The sequence below is a fragment of the Streptomyces kaniharaensis genome (assembly GCF_009569385.1).
In the GTDB taxonomy this organism is placed as follows: domain Bacteria; phylum Actinomycetota; class Actinomycetes; order Streptomycetales; family Streptomycetaceae; genus Kitasatospora; species Kitasatospora kaniharaensis.
In genome coordinates this window covers 5929534-5946150 of sequence record NZ_WBOF01000001.1, presented here as the reverse complement: position 1 = coordinate 5946150, position 16617 = coordinate 5929534, and the positions used below count along the sequence as shown (strand labels likewise).

General features: G+C 71.1%; 14 protein-coding genes and 1 riboswitch. Of the genes, 11 read left to right on the top strand and 3 right to left on the bottom strand.

Translation table 11 applies throughout. The features are described from left to right. Window positions 1–26: 26 nt before the first annotated feature. Genes F7Q99_RS26630 through F7Q99_RS26620 form a run of 3 tightly spaced genes read left to right on the top strand, consistent with a single transcriptional unit; the run spans window position 27 to window position 3078 of the window. Entirely contained in the window at window positions 27–989 is a 963-nt protein-coding gene (locus tag F7Q99_RS26630; protein WP_153465426.1) for a BadF/BadG/BcrA/BcrD ATPase family protein, read from the top strand. A 17-nt stretch (window positions 990–1006) separates the two neighbouring features. Next, a complete protein-coding gene (locus F7Q99_RS26625) occupies window positions 1007–1948 on the top strand; it encodes a sugar phosphate isomerase/epimerase family protein (protein WP_326847133.1) in 942 nt (313 codons plus the stop codon). 2 nt (window positions 1949–1950) lie between these two features. Beyond that, window positions 1951–3078, top strand: coding sequence for a sugar phosphate nucleotidyltransferase (locus tag F7Q99_RS26620; RefSeq protein WP_153465422.1), 1128 nt, complete (start codon window positions 1951–1953; stop codon window positions 3076–3078). Here the strand turns inward: F7Q99_RS26620 and F7Q99_RS26615 are convergent. After that, window positions 3035–3940, bottom strand: a complete 906-nt coding sequence (locus F7Q99_RS26615; protein ID WP_153465420.1) for a carbohydrate kinase family protein — start codon at window positions 3938–3940, stop codon at window positions 3035–3037. The genes F7Q99_RS26620 and F7Q99_RS26615 overlap by 44 nt on opposite strands. Further along, the gene (aroB, locus tag F7Q99_RS26610) at window positions 3933–5054 is read right to left on the bottom strand and encodes a 3-dehydroquinate synthase (protein ID WP_230210325.1); all 1122 of its coding nucleotides are present in this window, start codon (window positions 5052–5054) and stop codon (window positions 3933–3935) included. The genes F7Q99_RS26615 and aroB overlap by 8 nt, the downstream gene beginning before the upstream one ends. A gap of 411 nt (window positions 5055–5465) precedes the next feature. Between aroB and F7Q99_RS26605 the strand changes: the two genes are divergently transcribed. The 5 genes from F7Q99_RS26605 to F7Q99_RS26585 all read left to right on the top strand — a co-directional run bounded on the left by F7Q99_RS26605 (window position 5466) and on the right by F7Q99_RS26585 (window position 9498). Continuing rightward, window positions 5466–6254 carry an amino acid ABC transporter ATP-binding protein gene (locus F7Q99_RS26605; protein ID WP_153465416.1) on the top strand — a complete coding sequence of 263 codons (789 nt, stop codon included), beginning with the start codon at window positions 5466–5468 and terminating at the stop codon, window positions 6252–6254. A gap of 30 nt (window positions 6255–6284) precedes the next feature. Then, window positions 6285–7121 (top strand): glutamate ABC transporter substrate-binding protein, encoded by an 837-nt coding sequence (locus F7Q99_RS26600; RefSeq protein ID WP_153465414.1) that lies wholly within the window; start codon window positions 6285–6287, stop codon window positions 7119–7121. A gap of 92 nt (window positions 7122–7213) precedes the next feature. Continuing rightward, window positions 7214–7879 carry an amino acid ABC transporter permease gene (locus F7Q99_RS26595; RefSeq protein WP_326847263.1) on the top strand — a complete coding sequence of 222 codons (666 nt, stop codon included), beginning with the start codon at window positions 7214–7216 and terminating at the stop codon, window positions 7877–7879. Continuing rightward, a complete protein-coding gene (locus F7Q99_RS26590; RefSeq protein ID WP_153465410.1) occupies window positions 7876–8808 on the top strand; it encodes an amino acid ABC transporter permease in 933 nt (310 codons plus the stop codon). The genes F7Q99_RS26595 and F7Q99_RS26590 overlap by 4 nt, the downstream gene beginning before the upstream one ends. Before the next feature lie 108 nt (window positions 8809–8916). Beyond that, on the top strand, window positions 8917–9498 hold the full coding sequence (locus F7Q99_RS26585; RefSeq protein ID WP_153465408.1) for an NADPH-dependent FMN reductase: 582 nt from the start codon (window positions 8917–8919) through the stop codon (window positions 9496–9498). Between the two features lie 101 nt (window positions 9499–9599). Here F7Q99_RS26585 and F7Q99_RS26580 read toward each other — a convergent pair whose 3' ends face one another. Continuing rightward, a complete protein-coding gene (locus F7Q99_RS26580) occupies window positions 9600–10226 on the bottom strand; it encodes a hypothetical protein (protein WP_153465406.1) in 627 nt (208 codons plus the stop codon). Between the two features lie 325 nt (window positions 10227–10551). On the opposite strand from F7Q99_RS26580, the gene F7Q99_RS26575 reads away from it, so the two are divergent. The 3 genes from F7Q99_RS26575 (at window position 10552) to metE (ending at window position 16249) form a co-directional block, all read left to right on the top strand. Then, window positions 10552–12429, top strand: a complete 1878-nt coding sequence (locus F7Q99_RS26575; protein WP_153465404.1) for a hypothetical protein — start codon at window positions 10552–10554, stop codon at window positions 12427–12429. 56 nt (window positions 12430–12485) lie between these two features. Further along, complete coding sequence (gene pip, locus F7Q99_RS26570) at window positions 12486–13445, top strand: prolyl aminopeptidase (RefSeq protein ID WP_153465402.1); 960 nt, start codon at window positions 12486–12488, stop codon at window positions 13443–13445. Between the two features lie 129 nt (window positions 13446–13574). Beyond that, a riboswitch (cobalamin riboswitch) is annotated at window positions 13575–13758 on the top strand. 151 nt (window positions 13759–13909) lie between these two features. Continuing rightward, a complete protein-coding gene (gene metE, locus F7Q99_RS26565; protein ID WP_326847132.1) occupies window positions 13910–16249 on the top strand; it encodes a 5-methyltetrahydropteroyltriglutamate--homocysteine S-methyltransferase in 2340 nt (779 codons plus the stop codon). Window positions 16250–16617 lie beyond the last annotated feature (368 nt).

The following is a 16617-nucleotide window of genomic DNA, read 5'->3' as shown; positions in this document are numbered from 1 at the left end:
GGAAAGCGACCACACAGGTGCGAACCGTGAGGAACTGGGTCATCGATGCCGGGGGCAGCCGCACCACGGCACTACTGGACGACGGGACTCGGTGGCGAGAGGGTTCGGTGAACCCCGCCTCGGTCGGGGCCTCGGCTGCCGACCACACCCTGCTCGGACTGCTGCGCGCCATCGCCCGCGGCCTGGGCGGCGGGCCGTCGACCGGCTGGCTGGCGACCGCAGGGGTCGACGCCGACGAACCGCAGCGCGAGCTCGACCGGCTGGGCCGTCTGGCGGAACGGTCCGGCCTCACCGGGACGCTGGTGATCTCACGGGACATCGTGCCGCTGCTCCTCGCTCCCCCACTCGGCGGAAGGGGCGTCGCCGTGGTGAGCGGGACGGGTTCGGGCTTCCTCGCGAGCGACGGGATCCGCCCACCCGCCTCGGTCGGAGGCTGCGAGTACCTGGGCAGCGACGAGGGCAGCGCGTTCGCCCTCGGCCTGGGCGGCCTGCGCGCGGCCGTCCGGGGCGCCGACGGCCGGGGGGCGCCGACGGCGCTCGGCCCGGCGCTCGCCGAGCACACCGGATCCTCGGTGCCCGAGCTGGCCCGCCGGCTCGCCGCCGAGCCCTTCCCCAAGGCCGCGGTGGCCGCGCTGTCCGCCGTCGTCTGCCGCTGCTGGCTGGACGGCGACGCCGTGGCCGCCCGGGTGGTGCGCGCCGCGATCACGGAGCTCGTCGGCGGAGTGCGTGCGGTCCGCGACGCGGCGGGGCTGACGGACGGCTGGTCGGCGGCTCTCGGAGGCGGCGTGTTCCACGGCTGCCCGGCGTTCGCCGAGGCGCTGTGCCACCGGATCGTGAAGGAGCTCGGCGCCGATCGCCCACCCGTGGTCGTCGACGATCCGGCCCACGCGGTGCTCGCCGCCCTGCGCGCGCACGAGCACGACCTGCCCGCTTCCGTCGCCGGGCGCTGGGTGTGGCGCAGACAGCTGGACGGAGGTGAGGCGCGATGATGCCAGGACCGATCGCAGTGGGACTGTGCCTCGCGGCGCTCGCACCCCTCGGCCTGGAGGACGCGCTGCGGGTCGCCGCCCGGAGCGGCGTGGGCGTGGTCGACCTGCCGGCCGACCGTACCTTCCGGCTGGTCGACGGCGACCGCCTGGACGACGCGAGCCACCACCGCGCGTTGCGGTCCACGCTCGGCGCGGCCGGGATCGAGGTGGGTTGCGTCAGCAACAGCCGCGACACGCAGCTCCTGCTCGGACCGCACGGCCCGCACACCGACGCGGTGCTGGCGGGCCCGGCCGAGGCCAAGCGGGCGTACGGACTGCGGGCCGCCCTCGGCACCGTCCGGCTGGCGGCCGGGATCGGCGCCCCGCAGGCCAGGCTGATGCTGGGCGTGCCGGACCTCGGCCGCTGGCTGTCGTGGTGGGGCAGCGACGTGAGCTGGCAGGACAACATCGAGGCCTGGTCGCGGGCGGCGGCGCCGGTGCTCGAACTGGCCGAGCGCCTCGGTGTGCAGGTCCTCGTGGAACCGCACCCGAAGCAGGTGGTCTACGACCCGGCGAGCGCGAGGGCGCTGCTCACCGCCGTCCCCGGGGCACGGCTCTGCCTCGACCCGGCGAACCTCGCCGCGGTGGGCCATGACCCGGTGGCCGCCGTGCGGGGCTGGGACGGCCACGTCGCCGCCGTGCACGCCAAGGACCTCGAACGGTGGCGTGACCCACGGGATCCGCGCGGTGCCGGCTGGACCCGCTACGGTCCGGGGCCGGCGATCCGCTTCCGAGCCCTCGGCTCCGGCGAGCTGCCCTGGCCCTCCGTGGTGGCGGCCCTGCTCGACGAGGGCTACCGCGGGGTCGTCTACGTGGAGCACGAGGACGCGCTCCTTCCGACGGAGCAGGGCATGGCCAACTCGCTGGCGGTGCTGCGAGGGCTGCTGCCGGAGACCGCGGCCCGGGGGAGGACCTGGTGAGCATGGACGGAGTACGCGGCGCCCTCCTGGCGGGCGGGCTGGGCGAACGCATGGGACCGCTGACCGCGAGGACCTGCAAGCCGCTCGTCCCGTACGCGGCGTCCTGCCGGCTGGTCGACTTCAGCCTGGCGAACGCCGTCCGCTCCGGGCTGCCCGAGGTGGTGCTGCTCTCCCTGCACCGCGAGTCCGACCTGGTCCACCACGTGATGACGCACTGGGACTACCACCCGGGCACCAGGCTGCACTTCGGGCCCCATGACGAACTGCTCCGCGGCGACGACGCACCGGGCCCCGGCCGCACCCTTCCGGCCCGCCCGACCGAACGCGGCACCGCGGACGCACTCCTGGCCAACGCGGAGCACCTCTTCGCACCGGGTGCGAGCGATCTGCTCGTCCAACACGCCGACCACGTCTACGTCTTCGACTACCGACCGATGGTGGCCGCGCACCGCGCCTCGGGGGCACACTGCACCATCGGTGTCCAGCGCATCGAGCGCAGGTACGTGAAGCTGTTCGGAATGGTCGAGGTGGACGCCGATCTGCGCGTGCGCGCGCTCGTCGAGAAACCGTCCGACCCGACCTCGGATCTCATCTTCACGGCCTTCTGCCTGATCCGCATCGATGCCCTCCGGGAGGTGCTCGGCGACCTGACGGCCGGTGATGACCCCTGGCAACACGACATCAGCCGCGACGTGCTGCCCCGCATGATCGCGCAGGACCGACCCGTCCGGGCGTTCCCCGTCCCCGGCTACTGGGCGGACATCGGCACCGTAGACCGTTACCACGCCGAACAGTTGAAGCTGCTGCGGCAGCCGCACCCGATCCCGCCCGACGCACTTCCCCGGACCCTGCGCAGTGCCGCGCCGCGCTTCGATCCGGACCGGGGCAGTCTGCTCGGCACGGAACTCCCCGGGAGCACGGTGGTCGAACAGAGCGTGCTGCACCCGGGCTGCCGGATCGAACGCGGGGCGCGCGTGCTCCGCTCGGTGGTGCTTCCCGGCGCAACGGTGGCCCGGGACGTGACCGTACGGGACAGCATCGTGCTGGCCGGCGAACACCTGACGACCGACCGCCACGGGCTGGCCCTCAGCCTGCTCGGTCCAGAGCACGGTTCAGCTCCTCCGACGTGATGAACGAGGTGTGCGTACCGGCCGAACGCACGGCATGTGCCCCGGCCAGCGAGCCCGCCCTGGTACACGTCTCCCAGTCCCGCCCGGACAGCCAGGCGTAGAGGAACCCGGCGACGTAGCTGTCCCCTGCGCCGTTGGTGTCCACGACCTCCGCCGCCGGCACCGCCATCGGACGCACGTGCCGCAACGGCCGGCCGGACAGCTTCAGATAGCTCCCGCGCCCGCCCGCCATGACGACCACGGCCTTCGCCCGGCCCCGGGTCAGGATGGACTCGGACACCTCCTCCATCCGGTCGCCGATGGCACCGGCGGACAGGAACACCAGATCGGCGCCGTAGGCGAAGTCCTCCCGGTACTCGTCCCGGCCGTCCCAGTTGTGCAGATCGGTGGAGGTGGACAGCCCCGCGTCGACCGCGTCCGCCAGCGCGTGCCGCGCCCAGTCGACGAGTGAGACGTGCGCGTGCCGGGTGCGGCCCAGCTCCCCCCGGTAGAGGTCCGGGCTCACCGCCATGTCCGGCGGATGCCGGCCGTCGTAGAGCGAGACCCGCACACCGTGCGGATCCACCAGGTTGACGCTGCGCCGGGTGCCGCTCGGATGGATCCGATGGGCGAAGGACAGTCCGGCCTCCTCGTAGCGGGCCAGCACGAGTCGCCCCTCGGGATCGTCGCCGATCACGTCCGCGAAGTGCGTCCGCAGGCCCAGGGAGTGGCAGCCCAGCGCCACGCCGTTGCCGGTGTGCCCGACGTACTGCCGGATGGGCGGCACCTTGATCGTCTCCCGCGCGGGAAGCGGAAGCTGCGGCACCCGGACGATGGTGTCCACGCCGACTCCGCCCACCACGACGACGTCCCACTCAGTCATCCGGCCCCCCGGACCCGTCGGCCTTGGCGACCAACGCCTTGTGGATCTCCGCATCGGTCACGTCGTCCGCGACCACCGTCTCGCCGAGTTCCACGGGCAGGACGAAGCGGATGTGGCCGTCGCGGATCTTGCGGATCTGGCCCAGCGCGTTCAGCGTCTCGACGGGATCGACCGGTACCGGCAGGTCGGCGAGCACGACGGGCAGACCGACCTCCCGAAGGAGCCCGGTGATCCTCCGCAGCAGCGACGGAGCCAGCAGCCCACGGCTCTCGGCGATCCGCGAGGCACAGGCCATTCCGTACGCGACCGCCTCGCCGTGCAGCACGTGCCCGTAGCCGGCGACGGTTTCCACCGCGTGGCCGACCGTGTGACCGAAGTTCAGCGGTCTCCGCAGATCCTCCTCGTACGGGTCCTTGGCGATCAGCCGGCACTTGATCACACTCGCACCGTGCACCAGCCGCGCCGTCGCCGCCGGATCGGCGGAGAGGAGGTCGGCGTGCCGCTGCTCGATCAGCTCGAACAGCTCGGGCGAGGCGATGATCCCCTTCTTGATCGCCTCGGCGAGCCCCGCCCTCAGATGGCGGCGGTCCAGCGTGCGCAGGTAACCGACGTTCGAGACGACCGCCGAGGGCTGGTAGAACGAACCGATCAGGTTCTTCGCCGAGGCGTGGTCGACGGCGACCTTCCCTCCCATCGCCGCATCCACGTGGGCCAACAGCGTGGTGGGCACGTTGATGTAGGGAACGCCCCGCATGTAGGCGCTCGCCACCCAGCCGACGGTGTCGATCACGACGCCGCCGCCCATGGCGAGCACCACGTCCCGGCGGGCCAGCGCGCTGCCCGCCAGCCAGTCCAACAGCCCGGCCGCCGTTGCCAGGCTCTTGCTGCCCTCCCCGGCGGGGAAGGAGGTCATCGCCACCGTCAGGCCCGCACCGGTCAGCCGGTCGGCGAGCCGCCGGGCGTGCAGCAGCGCCACCGAGTCATCGGTGATCAACGCAACCCGGCGCCCCCCGATCTCCGAGCACAGCCGCTCCACGGCGTCCTGCTCGTCGCGGCACACATGGACGGCGTACTCGTAGCTCCGCCGCGCCGAAGCGACGATCGGACCGGCCAAGTCCCTTGGCAACGCAAGCCGTTCTGAAATCCTGACGCAATCGGCCAAGCTTCACCGCCCTCAGACCTGCCGCATGGCGCACGGACCGGGAGAAACCCGTCCGAAGATAGCGCGAGAGCGGCCGGTTAGTTCGTACATTTCCCAGTTTTCCGACGACTGCGCCCGGACACCATCGCCTCCGCCGGTCCGGGAATCATGGGCGGAACCTCCCCATCGCTTGCCCGGCAGGCCCGGACCGCGGGTACCCGCACCTGCGGTGGGGCACGTCCGGTTGATCGGAGGAGCAACCATTGCTGTGAGGCGTCTACGGCACGCCACGCCGCGATCATCGCGACCGTGTTCCTCCCGCTGTCCCTCGCATCGGCACACGCCCCTGCTCTCGGCGTGCGGCCTCCTGTGGGGGGACGGATCATGAAGCCGACGAACGGAGCAGCCGTGACCAAGGAAGTTCCTACCCCGGACACGGGCGAGTTGGTCGTACTGAGCAAGGTCAACAAGCACTTCGGCGATCTTCACGTCCTCCAGGACATCGACCTGACCATCGCCCGCGGTGAGGTCGTGGTCGTCATCGGGCCGTCCGGCGGCGGGAAGTCCACGCTGTGCCGCGCGATCAACCGCCTGGAGACCATCGATTCCGGGGAGATCGTCATCGACGGCAAACCCCTGCCCGCCGAAGGCCGCGAGCTGGCCGCACTGCGGGCCGACGTGGGCATGGTCTTCCAGTCCTTCAACCTCTTCGCGCACAGGACCGTGGTGCAGAACGTGATGCTGGGCCAGGTCAAGGTGCGTGGGAAGAGCAGGAAGACCGCCGAGGAGCGGGCCCGCCGACTGCTCGACCGGGTGGGTGTCGCCACGCAGGCGGAGAAGTACCCCGCACAGCTCTCCGGGGGCCAGCAGCAGCGCGTCGCGATCGCCAGGGCACTGGCCATGGACCCGAAGATCATGCTCTTCGACGAGCCGACCTCCGCGCTCGACCCCGAGATGATCAACGAGGTGCTGGAGGTGATGCGGCAGCTCGCCCACGACGGAATGACCATGGTCGTCGTGACCCACGAGATGGGATTCGCCCGTTCGGCCGCCAATCGCGTGGTGTTCATGGCGGATGGCCGGATCGTGGAGGAGACAACACCCGATCAGTTCTTCAGCAACCCGCGCACCGAGCGGGCCAAGGATTTCCTTTCGAAGATCCTTCACCACTGACCGGGCCCCTTGAGACTAGGGACGATCACCATGAAGCTTCGTAAGGTCACCGTCGCGGTCGCCGCTGCGCTCGTGCTGTCCGTGACCGCCGCAGGCTGCGGATCCGGCGGCGGTGGCGGTGGCGGTGCCACGACCGGCAAGAAGATCACCGTCGGCATCAAGTTCGACCAGCCGGGCATCGGCCTGAAGACCCCCGACGGCAAGTACACCGGCTTCGACGTCGACGTGGCCACGTACGTCGCCGGGCAGCTCGGCCACAAGCCGGGCGACATCGTGTGGAAGGAGGCGAAGAGCGCCGACCGCGAGACCCTGCTCCAGCACGGCGACGTCGACTTCATCGCCGCCTCGTACTCGATCACCCCCACGCGCGAGCAGAAGGTCGACTTCGCCGGCCCGTACCTCCTGGCACACCAGGACGTACTCATCCGGGCGGACGACGACACGATCAAGACGCCCTCGGACCTCAACAACAAGAAGCTCTGCTCGGTCACCGGCTCCACCTCGGCGCAGAACGTCAAGACGAAGATCGCGCCCAACGCCCAGCTGCAGGAGTACGGCGGCTACTCGGAGTGCCTGACCGGTCTGGAGAACAAGGTCATCGACGCCCTGACCACCGATGACTCGATCCTCGCCGGCTACGCCGCGCAGGACCAGTTCAAGGGCAAGTTCAAACTCGGCGGCTTCAAGCTCAGCAACGAGAACTACGGCATCGGGGTCCAGAAGGGCAGCGCTCTCAAGGACCAGATCAACACCGCCCTGCAGAAGATGGTCGCGGACGGCTCCTGGGACGCGTACGTCAAGAAGAACTTCGGTCCGGCCAACTACCACAACGAGCCCGCACCGCAGATCGGCGTCATCGTCAGCTGATGCGGTCAACCGCGGCGCGCCGCCCCCGAAGCGGCGCGCCGCGCCCTTCGGTCACGCGCAAGGCCGGGAGAGAGATCCGGGAGAGAAACACCGTGTTCGACTTTCTTGATCGCTATGACGTGCTGGGAGCCTTCTGGGTGACGGTGCAGCTCACCTTCTACTCCGCCATCGGCTCCCTGATCTGGGGAACCGTCCTCGCCGCCATGCGCGTCAGTCCGGTGCCGCTGATGCGTGGCTTCGGCACCGCCTACGTCAACGTGGTCCGGAACATCCCCCTCACCGTGATCATCGTCTTCACGTCGCTGGGCCTCTTCCAGACGCTCGGCGTCACTCTCGGCGCCGGCAACTTCAAGACGATCGACTTCCGGCTGGCCGTGCTCGGCCTGATCGCCTACACCTCGGCGTTCGTCTGCGAGGCCATCCGGTCCGGTATCAACACGGTGCCCTTGGGTCAGAGCGAGGCGGCGCGTGCCATCGGTCTGAGATTCCCCCAGGTGCTGATGCTCATCGTCCTTCCGCAGGCCTTCCGTTCCGTGGTGGGTCCGCTCGCGAACGTGCTGATCGCCCTGACCAAGAACACCACCGTGGCGTCGGCGATCGGTGTCGCCGAGGCCGCGGCGCTGATGCGGGAGATGATCGAGAACGAGGCGCAGCTCATCCTCATCTCCGCCGTCTTCGCGTTCGGATTCATCTGCCTCACCCTCCCGACCGGGCTGTTCCTCGGCTGGGTGAGCAGGAAGGTGTCGGTGAAGCGATGAGGTCGTCGTCCGTCCTGTACGACGCCCCGGGGCCCCGTGCCAGACGGCAGAACGTGCTGTTGACGGTGCTGTTCCTGGTCGCTCTCGCCGCCGTGGTCTGGTGGGTGGTCCAGAGCCTCGCCGACAAGAACCAGCTCGAATGGGTCAAGTGGAGGCCCTTCTTCACCGATTCCCGTGCCTGGTCGACGTTCCTCCTGCCCGGCCTCAAGAACACGCTCATCGCCGCCTCGCTCGCGATGGTCATCGCGCTGCCGCTCGGAGCGCTGTTCGGTATCGCCCGGCTCTCCGACCACTGGTGGGTGCGGGGCGCGGCCGGCACCGTCGTGGAGTTCTTCCGCGCCATCCCCGTGCTGATCCTGATGCTCTTCGCGAACGAGGCCTACGCCAAGTACACCAGTGTCAGCTCCGACAGCCGGCCGCTGTACGCCGTGGTCACCGGTCTCGTCCTCTACAACGGCTCGGTGCTCGCGGAGATCGTACGAGCCGGAATCCTGTCGCTCCCCCAGGGCCAGAGCGACGCGGCCAAGGCGATCGGCATGCGGAAGAACCAGGTCATGCGCTACGTGCTGCTGCCGCAGTCGGTCACCGCGATGATGCCGGCGATCGTCAGCCAGCTGGTCGTCATCGTGAAGGACACCGCGCTGGGCGGCGCGCTGCTCGGCTTCTCCGAACTGCTCGCGTCGGTCCGGCCGATGAGCGCGAACTACGGCGCGAACACCATCGCGAGCTTCGCCATCGTCGCGGCGGTCTACGTCGTGCTCAACCTCACTCTCACGTCCTTCGCGAGCTGGTTGGAGGTCAGGCTGCGGCGCGGCAAGAAGTCCACCGGCGCGGTGGTCACCGCGGGCGCCGTCGAGGACCTGGCCACACCGGGCGAGCACGTGGGCCGCGACGATCTCGGCGGAGCAAGCGGCACCGCGGGCACGTGACGCCGGGCGCCGGGGAGACGCGCGTCACATTCGTCCATGTCACAGCCGGCCGCGCTGTCTCGTCTCAAGGGGTGCAACAGAGAAGCCGAACACACAGGAGCATGTGAGATGACCAGGATCGGCATCATCATCGGCAGCACCCGGCCGGGCCGGAACGGTGAGCAGGTGGCCACGTGGGTCCAGGAGCTGGCCGCGCAGCACGCCGGCGACAGGGCCTCGTTCGAGGTGCTCGATCTGAAGGAGTTCGACCTTCCGCTGCTGGACGAGCCCGTCCCCGCGCTCGTCCTGCCCGGCAACCAGCCGCACACCGTCCGGTGGGCGGAGCGGGCCGGTTCCTGCGACGGCTACATCTTCGTCACGCCCGAGTACAACTGCGGCGCCCCGGCGTCCCTGCAGAACGCCATCGACTACCTCTACCAGGAGTGGACGCGCAAGGCGGTCGCGTACGTCGGCTACGGCTCCTTCGGCGCCGTGATGGCGGTGCAGGAGCTGCGGGCGCAGGCAGGGCGACTGCAGATGGCGGACATCGGACCGCAGCTGGCGCTGTCGCTGCGGGAGGACTTCGTGGACCACACCCAGTTCAAGCCGCGGGAGCTGCAGGTCGAGGAGCTGCACAGGCTCGTCGACGAGCTGCTCGCCTGGAGCACCGCGCTGGAGCCACTGCGTGCCGCTGCCCGGTTCGCCGCCTGAGCAGCCGCTGAGACTCGTCGGACGGCGTGCTTCACGCCGTCCGGCCCCTCATCCGCTGGGGACGCCCGAAGTCTCGGACGGCTCGGCGCCCTTCGGGCCCGTCAGGCGATGACGGCCAGTCGGCGGCCCTGCTCCAGGAACGCCATGATGCCGATGACGCCGCCGAGTTCACGGATCGTCCGGGCGGCACCGAACGGCGCGTTCCAGAACTCGCCCTGCCGCGGGGTGTGCGGGCCGACGTACGCGTACGGCTCCGGCTGGAACGCGTCGCCGAGTGAGACGCCGTAGTTCACCTCGTCGGCGGTAACCCCGATGTCGAAGTGCTCGGGCCAGATGACCGGCTCCGCGCCCGGGAACAGCCCGCGCAGCGCGGCGTCGCCCATCGCGAAGCAGTGCGCGAGCCGGCGGGCAGCGGACGGATCCACCTCGACCGCGTCGTCAGCGGCGATGCCCGGCCCGTCCTGGTACAGCCCCTCGGGAGCACCGACCGCGAGCCCGAGGGCCGCGCCGAGCGCGGTGCAGGTGGTCCATTCGAGGGACAGCACCTGCCCGGGTGCCACCAGCTCCGCACCGATCACCCGCAGCTGTGGCTCCACGCTGGTGGCGAAGCCGCCCGCGCAGGCGCGCAGCCGGATCGTGCCGCTGGACCGGTACTGCGGCCCGGCGAGAACCAGCTCGGCCACCGCGTGCAGGGCGCGGCGGGTTCGTACGACGGTCTCGGTGTCCATGAAGGCATGGTCTCCCAGGAGGGAGACCCGCGCGCGGTCTTCGCCGGAACGTGGGGTGTGGCCACCTGCCGCCGGCCCGGACGACAGTGGCCGCCGCCACCGGGCTGCGGCCCTCGCGTGCTCCGGTGTCCTCCCCGATGGAACCGGCCGAGGAGAAGCTCCACCGAGCCCCGCAGATGAGGCTGTCCAAGCTCTGGGCCCGCGCTCTCCGCACCGCTACAGTGTGCCTCCCATCCGCCCGCGCAACTGCCCGGCCGTGGTGGGAGTGGACGGAAGTCCTGGTGACTCGCGATGCGCCCCCCGTGGGGGGAAGGGGTTGACGGCGATGGGTTCCGCGGTCTGGGCGAGAGTGGGCGGCATGGTCGGCGGCAAGACCGTCGCCGTGGTGACGGCCGGCGCACTGGTGACCACCGGTGCGGTGGGCGCCGGCATCTGGTGGGCCGTTCAGGGCCCGCACCTTCAGGTCGTACAACGCAACGCACAGGTGGCGCTGCCGCCGGGCGGCCAGCAGGCGGCGGTGGCGGGCTGCGCCGAGAACGAGACCGCGCTCGGCGGCGGGTACGCGGTCGAGGGCGCCGGGTACGCCAGCATCAGCGAGTTCGTGGGCGGCAGCGCCTGGCTCGCGGCCGCCTACAACCCCGGCGACGCGCCGGCCACGCTGACGGTGTACGCCCTGTGCGTCAACGCGCGCGTGGAGTTGGCGCCCCGCGGCGACTACACCCAGCGGGCCCTCGCCTTCCGGGACCGCCTCGACAAGGTGACCGCCGGTGATGACGGCCAGATCCACGACCTGACCACGGACGGCCCCTGGGCCGGGCTGGCGACCTCCTACCTGGGCACGGACTCCTGCACCCCCGGATACACGATGACCGGCCTCGAGTTCCGGGCCGGCCGCACCGTTCCCGGACACCCCGCCACACCCCTGCCCCTGGACCAGCTCTCCACACTTCCCGACGCCACCGGTCACTCCACCCCGATGCAGTGGATAGCCTCGGTCAACCCCGGGACGGAACTCAGCACCCGACCGTATCCGATGCGCAGCAGCGATCTCGCCGAACGCCGAACCCGGATCGAGGACCCGCAGCCGCCCCAGGCCAACTACGCCGTCGGCGTCCGCGCGATCTGCGCCAAACTCAAGGACGTCTCCGTGGTCACCGCGCAGGCCGCCGTCACCGCCGGCGGCGCGGCGGACCTCGACCTGCACTGCCCCCGGGACACCTTCGCGGTCGGCGGCGGCTTCCGCTTCACCACGGCCGCCGCGAACGGTACCTACCAGCAGCGGTACCTCGGTGACGGCCTGCTGTACGCCTCGGCCGACGGGCCGGCGCCGGGCAGGTCCGGGCACGTCGTCAAGGACTGGCACCTCACCGGACGTAACGGGCAGCAGGCCGGCACCGGGTTCCGCAACTCGGTGTGGATCGAGCACAGCAGCCGCGAAGAACTCACCGGCAACGGCTACTTCGACTCCCACCCACGCGGCGCCGACGACCAGGAACTGCGCGGCACCACGATCCCGGCCGGCCAGCAGATCACCGGCAGCGCGGTCTGCGCCACCATCGACGCCAAACCCACCGAACCCGGCCCGACAGCGCCCCCCGTCTCCCGGCCCGATCTCCCACCCGTGCTGGACCTGCCGCCCTTGACGCCCGCCGGCTCCCCGAGCGCGCCCACGACGTCGGCCCCCGCCGTCACGCCTTCCGCGAGCACACCCGCCACCACTGCTTCCTCCCCCACGGCAAGCACACCCGCCACCACTGCCCCGTCCACCACCGCGAGCACCTCCCGCACTCCGGGGTCCTCCCCACGGCCGAGCAGCACTGCCGCGCCCACACCCACGCCCAGCAGCACGACCGCGCCCACACCCACGCAAGGCAGCAACCCGCCCGCCCAGCCTCAGGCACCGGCCGTCAGCATCGAACAGCCACTCTCGGGCGCGACGCTGCGCCGCGGCTGCGAGGAGACGTTCACTGGCACGGCCCGCACCCAGCCCGGCAACCAGCCGATCACCGATCCGAAGCACACCGTCTGGCAGATCACCGGCCCCAACGGCCCGGTCACCATCGGCACCGGTAGCGCGGGCCGCTTCACCGTGCCACTCCTCGCCGACGGCAACTACGCCCTCAAGTTCACCGCCACCGACCCGGCCAACAACCTCACCGCTCACACCGAGACCACCGTTCGCATCACCGGGTGCCTCCGCTGACGAGGATTTCCCATTCGCGAGCCCCGGTTGCGACAGCAACCGTAGGATCGACGGTCATGGTTGATCTCTACCCTCCGACCAGTCCCTACGACAGTGGAATTCTCGACACCGGAGACGGCAACCGCATCTACTACGAACAGCTCGGCAGCCCCGGAGGCAAGCCCGTCCTGTACGTCCACGGCGGCCCGGGATCGGGCGCTCCGCAGCGGCCGACGAGGGCATGGGACCCCGAGCGCTACCGCGTCATCCGCTTCGACCAGCGCAACTGCGGCCGTAGTACCCCGCACGCCAGTGACCCGGCGGCGGACATGAGTCTGAACACCACGCAGCACCTGATCGACGACATGGAGCGGATACGCCAACACCTCGACATCGAGCGGTGGTTGCTGAACGGAGCTTCCTGGGGCTCGACGCTCATCCTGGCCTATGCGCAACAGCACCCCGCGCGTGTCAGCGAGATCGTCATCCAGGCGGTGACGATGACCCGCCGTACGGAGATCGACTGGCTGTACCGGGGTGCCGGTCGGTTCTACCCCGAAGCCTGGGACCGGTTTCGCGACGGCGTCCCCGAGGGCGAGCGGGACGGCGACCTGCTCGCGGCCTACGCGCGACTGATGGAGAACCCCGACCGGGCGATTCGCGAGAAGGCCGCGGCCTCCTGGCTCGCGTGGGAGGACGCGGTCATCTCCGACGAGCCCAACGGCATCCCCGGCATGTACGGCGATCGCGAGGTCGACGCCCGGATCGCGTTCGTACGGATCTGCGCTCACTTCTTCAGCAACGGCGCATGGCTGGAGGAGGACCAACTGCTGCGCAACGCCCATGAACTGGCCGGGATCCCGGCGGTGCTGGTCCACGGCCGGCATGACATGGGCAGCCCGGTCCAGACGGCGTGGGATCTGGCGAAGGTGTGGCCGGACGCGCGGCTCCACATCTTCGAGGACTCGGGGCACGTCGGCAGCCAAGCGATGCAGGAGACGGTCCGCGCGGCCATCGAGGAGTTCAAAAACCGGTGAGTGATCCTCAGGGCGCGTGACCTGCGCGGCCACCGAACGGGCCGCGGCTTCACCGGCACGCCCAACGCTGAACCCGTCGACCGGAGCGGGCGATTCGGGCTAGGGTGGGCGGTGCAGCTGGTTCGCCCCGTCCGCCAGGCGGGTTGCGTCGCAAGAGGGAATCCGGTGCGAGTCCGGAACTGCCCCGCAGCGGTGAGTGGGAACGAAAGCCGTCAACCAAGCACTGGACGCGAGCAAGCGTCCGGGAAGCGACGGCCGGTAGGAGCCGGTACGGCCACCATGGCCCGGCGTGCCCATGAGTCCGAAGACCTGCCGCTGCCCGTGCGCCGCAGCGGCGCACGGTCTCACCGGGACCTCGCGGGAAGGTCGGCGGCGGCACGGGCACGGCGGACAGCACCGCCCCGGCCCGCTCCTTCGCGCGCCCCTGCCCGCCGGGTCCACGCGAACTCGCGAAGGAGAGTTCCGTGAACCGCCCCACCCCGCACCACCCGACGGCGACCGTCCACGGCTACCCACGCCAGGGCCCGGACCGTGAACTCAAGCGCGCCGTCGAGGACTTCTGGTCCGGCCGCAGGACCGCCGCCGAACTCCTCGACACCGCAGCCGGCCTGCGCCGCAGCGTCTTCCAGCAGCTGGCCGGCGCCGGACTCGGCGAGATCCCGGGCAACCACTTCTCGCTCTACGACCACGTGCTCGACACCGCCTGGATGCTCGGCGCCGTCCCGCCCCGCCACCTGGCCGCCGGCCGGGACCTCCAGCCCGGCACCCCCGCGCACACGCTCGCCGTGTACTTCGCCATGGCTCGCGGCACGGGGCACGTCGAGCCGCTGGAGATGACCAAGTGGTTCGACACCAACTACCACTACCTGGTGCCCGAACTCGGCCCCGGCACCGTCTTCCGCGCCCAACCCGGCAAGCCGCTCACCGAGTTCGCCGAGGCCAAGCTCCTCGGCCTCACCACCCGCCCCGTGCTGCTCGGCCCGATCACCTTCCTCCTCCTCGCCAAGCCCGTCCCCGACGCACCCTCCGACTTCCAGCCCCTCACCCTCCTCGGCCGGTTGCTGCCGGTCTACGCCGAGCTCCTGGGCGACCTGCAGGCCGTCGGCGCCGAGTGGGTCCAGTTCGACGAACCCGCCCTGGTCCGCGACCAGCCGCCGGCCGTGCTGAACGCCACCGCCCGCGCCTACCGGTACCTGGCCTCCGCCGCCCGCCGCCCCAAGCTGCTCGTCGCCTCCTACTTCGACGCCCTCGGCGAAGCGCTGCCCGTCCTCGCCAACTCCCCCGTCGAAGGTCTCGCCCTCGACTTCACCGGCCCCGCCGCCGCCAACCTGCCCGGCCTCGCCGCCCTCGGCGGCATCCAGGACAAGCGGCTCGTCGCCGGCGTGATCGACGGCCGCAACATCTGGGCCGCCGACCTCGACCAGGCCCTCGCCACCCTCGTCACCCTGCTCCCCCTCGCCGACCGGCTCGACGTCGCACCCTCCTGCTCGCTGCTGCACGTCCCGCTCGACGCCGCCCGTGAACGCGAACTCGACCCTCAGGTACTGCGCTGGCTCGCCTTCGCCCGGCAGAAACTCGACGAGACCGTCACCCTCGCCCGCGCACTGACCGAGGGCCGCGACGCCGTCGCCCCGCAACTCGCCGCCAATCGCGCCGCCCGCGCCTCGCGCGCCGCCTCCGCACTCACCCACGACCCGGCCGTCAGCGCCCGCTGCGCCGCCGTCACCCCCACCGACAGCCGCCGCGCCACGCCGTACCCCGAACGCGCCGCCGCCCAGCAGGCCCGTCTCCACCTGCCGCCGCTCCCGACCACCACGATCGGCTCCTTCCCGCAGACCGACGCCCTGCGCGCCGCGCGCGCAGGCCTGCGCACCGGGCGGATCGACGACGCCGCCTACCGGGAGCGCATCGAAGCGGAGATCCGCGAGGTCGTCGCCTTCCAGGAGAAGGCCGGTCTGGACGTCCTCGTCCACGGCGAACCCGAACGGGGCGACATGGTCCAGTACTTCGCCGAGCGGCTCACCGGCTACCTGGCCACCCGGCACGGCTGGGTGCAGTCCTACGGCACCCGCTACGTCCGGCCGCCGATCCTGGCCGGCGACGTCTCCCGACCGGCGCCGATGACCGTGGCTGAGTACCGCTACGCACAGAATCTGACGGACCGTCCGGTCAAGGGAATGCTCACCGGACCGGTCACCATGCTCGCCTGGTCCTTCGTCCGCGACGACCAGCCCCTCGCCGACACCGCCCGCCAGGTGGCCCTCGCCCTCCGCGACGAGGTCCACGACCTGGAGGCCGCCGGCGCCGCTGTCATCCAGGTCGACGAACCCGCCCTGCGCGAAACCCTCCCGCTCCGCCGCGCCGCCCATCCCGACTACCTCGCCTGGGCCACCGAGGCCTTCCGCCTCACCACCAGCGGTGTCCGCGCCGACACCCAGATCCACACCCACATGTGCTACGCCGAGTTCGGCGACATCCTCCCCGCCATCGACGACGTCGACGCCGACGTCATCTCCCTGGAAGCCGCCCGCTCCCGGATGGCCGTCACCACCGAACTCGCCGCGGCCCACTACCCGCGCGCCGTCGGCCCCGGCGTCTACGACATCCACGCACCACGCGTCCCCGCGGTCGCCGAGTTCACCGAGCTGCTGCGCTCGGCCATCGACCGGCTGCCCGCCGAACGGCTCTGGGTCAACCCCGACTGCGGCCTCAAGACCCGCCGATGGGACGAGGTCCGCCCCGCCCTCGAACGCCTGACCGTCGCCGCCCGCGAGATCCGCGCCGTCCTGGAAGGCAACCGATGACCGCTCCAGCCGAACTCACCCGCACACCGGCCGGCGACCCCCGGTGACCGTCGCCGCCGGCGCCGAGTCCGGGGCCGGCGCCCGGACCGGACACCGGGCCGCCATCCGTAACATCCGCTTCCCGTAGGGACGCTGCGATCGCGGCGTCTCCCTTCCAGGCTCGCGCTGCGCTGGACGTCACCTCCAGCGGGGCCCGCGGTCAAGGTCCGCTCCAGGACCGGGCCGCGGGTCCTGCGGCGCCGGCTCAAGTGGTGGCCGAGGAAAGCGGCCGCCGACCTGCCCGGTCGCGGCCGCTCATTTTAATAGCGGCAGTCGACCGGTGAGTACCTCTAGGATCACCACGACCTGCCGGAACGGCCGGATCACGA

Coding starts and splice junctions, on each gene's coding strand:
- F7Q99_RS26615 (WP_153465420.1), bottom strand. CDS start 3,940: ATGACTGAGTGGGACGTCGTCGTGGTGGGCGGAGTCGGCGTGGACACC.
- F7Q99_RS26620 (WP_153465422.1), top strand. CDS start 1,951: ATGGACGGAGTACGCGGCGCCCTCCTGGCGGGCGGGCTGGGCGAACGC.
- pip (WP_153465402.1), top strand. CDS start 12,486: ATGGTTGATCTCTACCCTCCGACCAGTCCCTACGACAGTGGAATTCTC.
- F7Q99_RS26605 (WP_153465416.1), top strand. CDS start 5,466: ATGAAGCCGACGAACGGAGCAGCCGTGACCAAGGAAGTTCCTACCCCG.
- F7Q99_RS26590 (WP_153465410.1), top strand. CDS start 7,876: ATGAGGTCGTCGTCCGTCCTGTACGACGCCCCGGGGCCCCGTGCCAGA.
- F7Q99_RS26580 (WP_153465406.1), bottom strand. CDS start 10,226: ATGGACACCGAGACCGTCGTACGAACCCGCCGCGCCCTGCACGCGGTG.
- F7Q99_RS26600 (WP_153465414.1), top strand. CDS start 6,285: ATGAAGCTTCGTAAGGTCACCGTCGCGGTCGCCGCTGCGCTCGTGCTG.
- F7Q99_RS26585 (WP_153465408.1), top strand. CDS start 8,917: ATGACCAGGATCGGCATCATCATCGGCAGCACCCGGCCGGGCCGGAAC.
- F7Q99_RS26575 (WP_153465404.1), top strand. CDS start 10,552: ATGGGTTCCGCGGTCTGGGCGAGAGTGGGCGGCATGGTCGGCGGCAAG.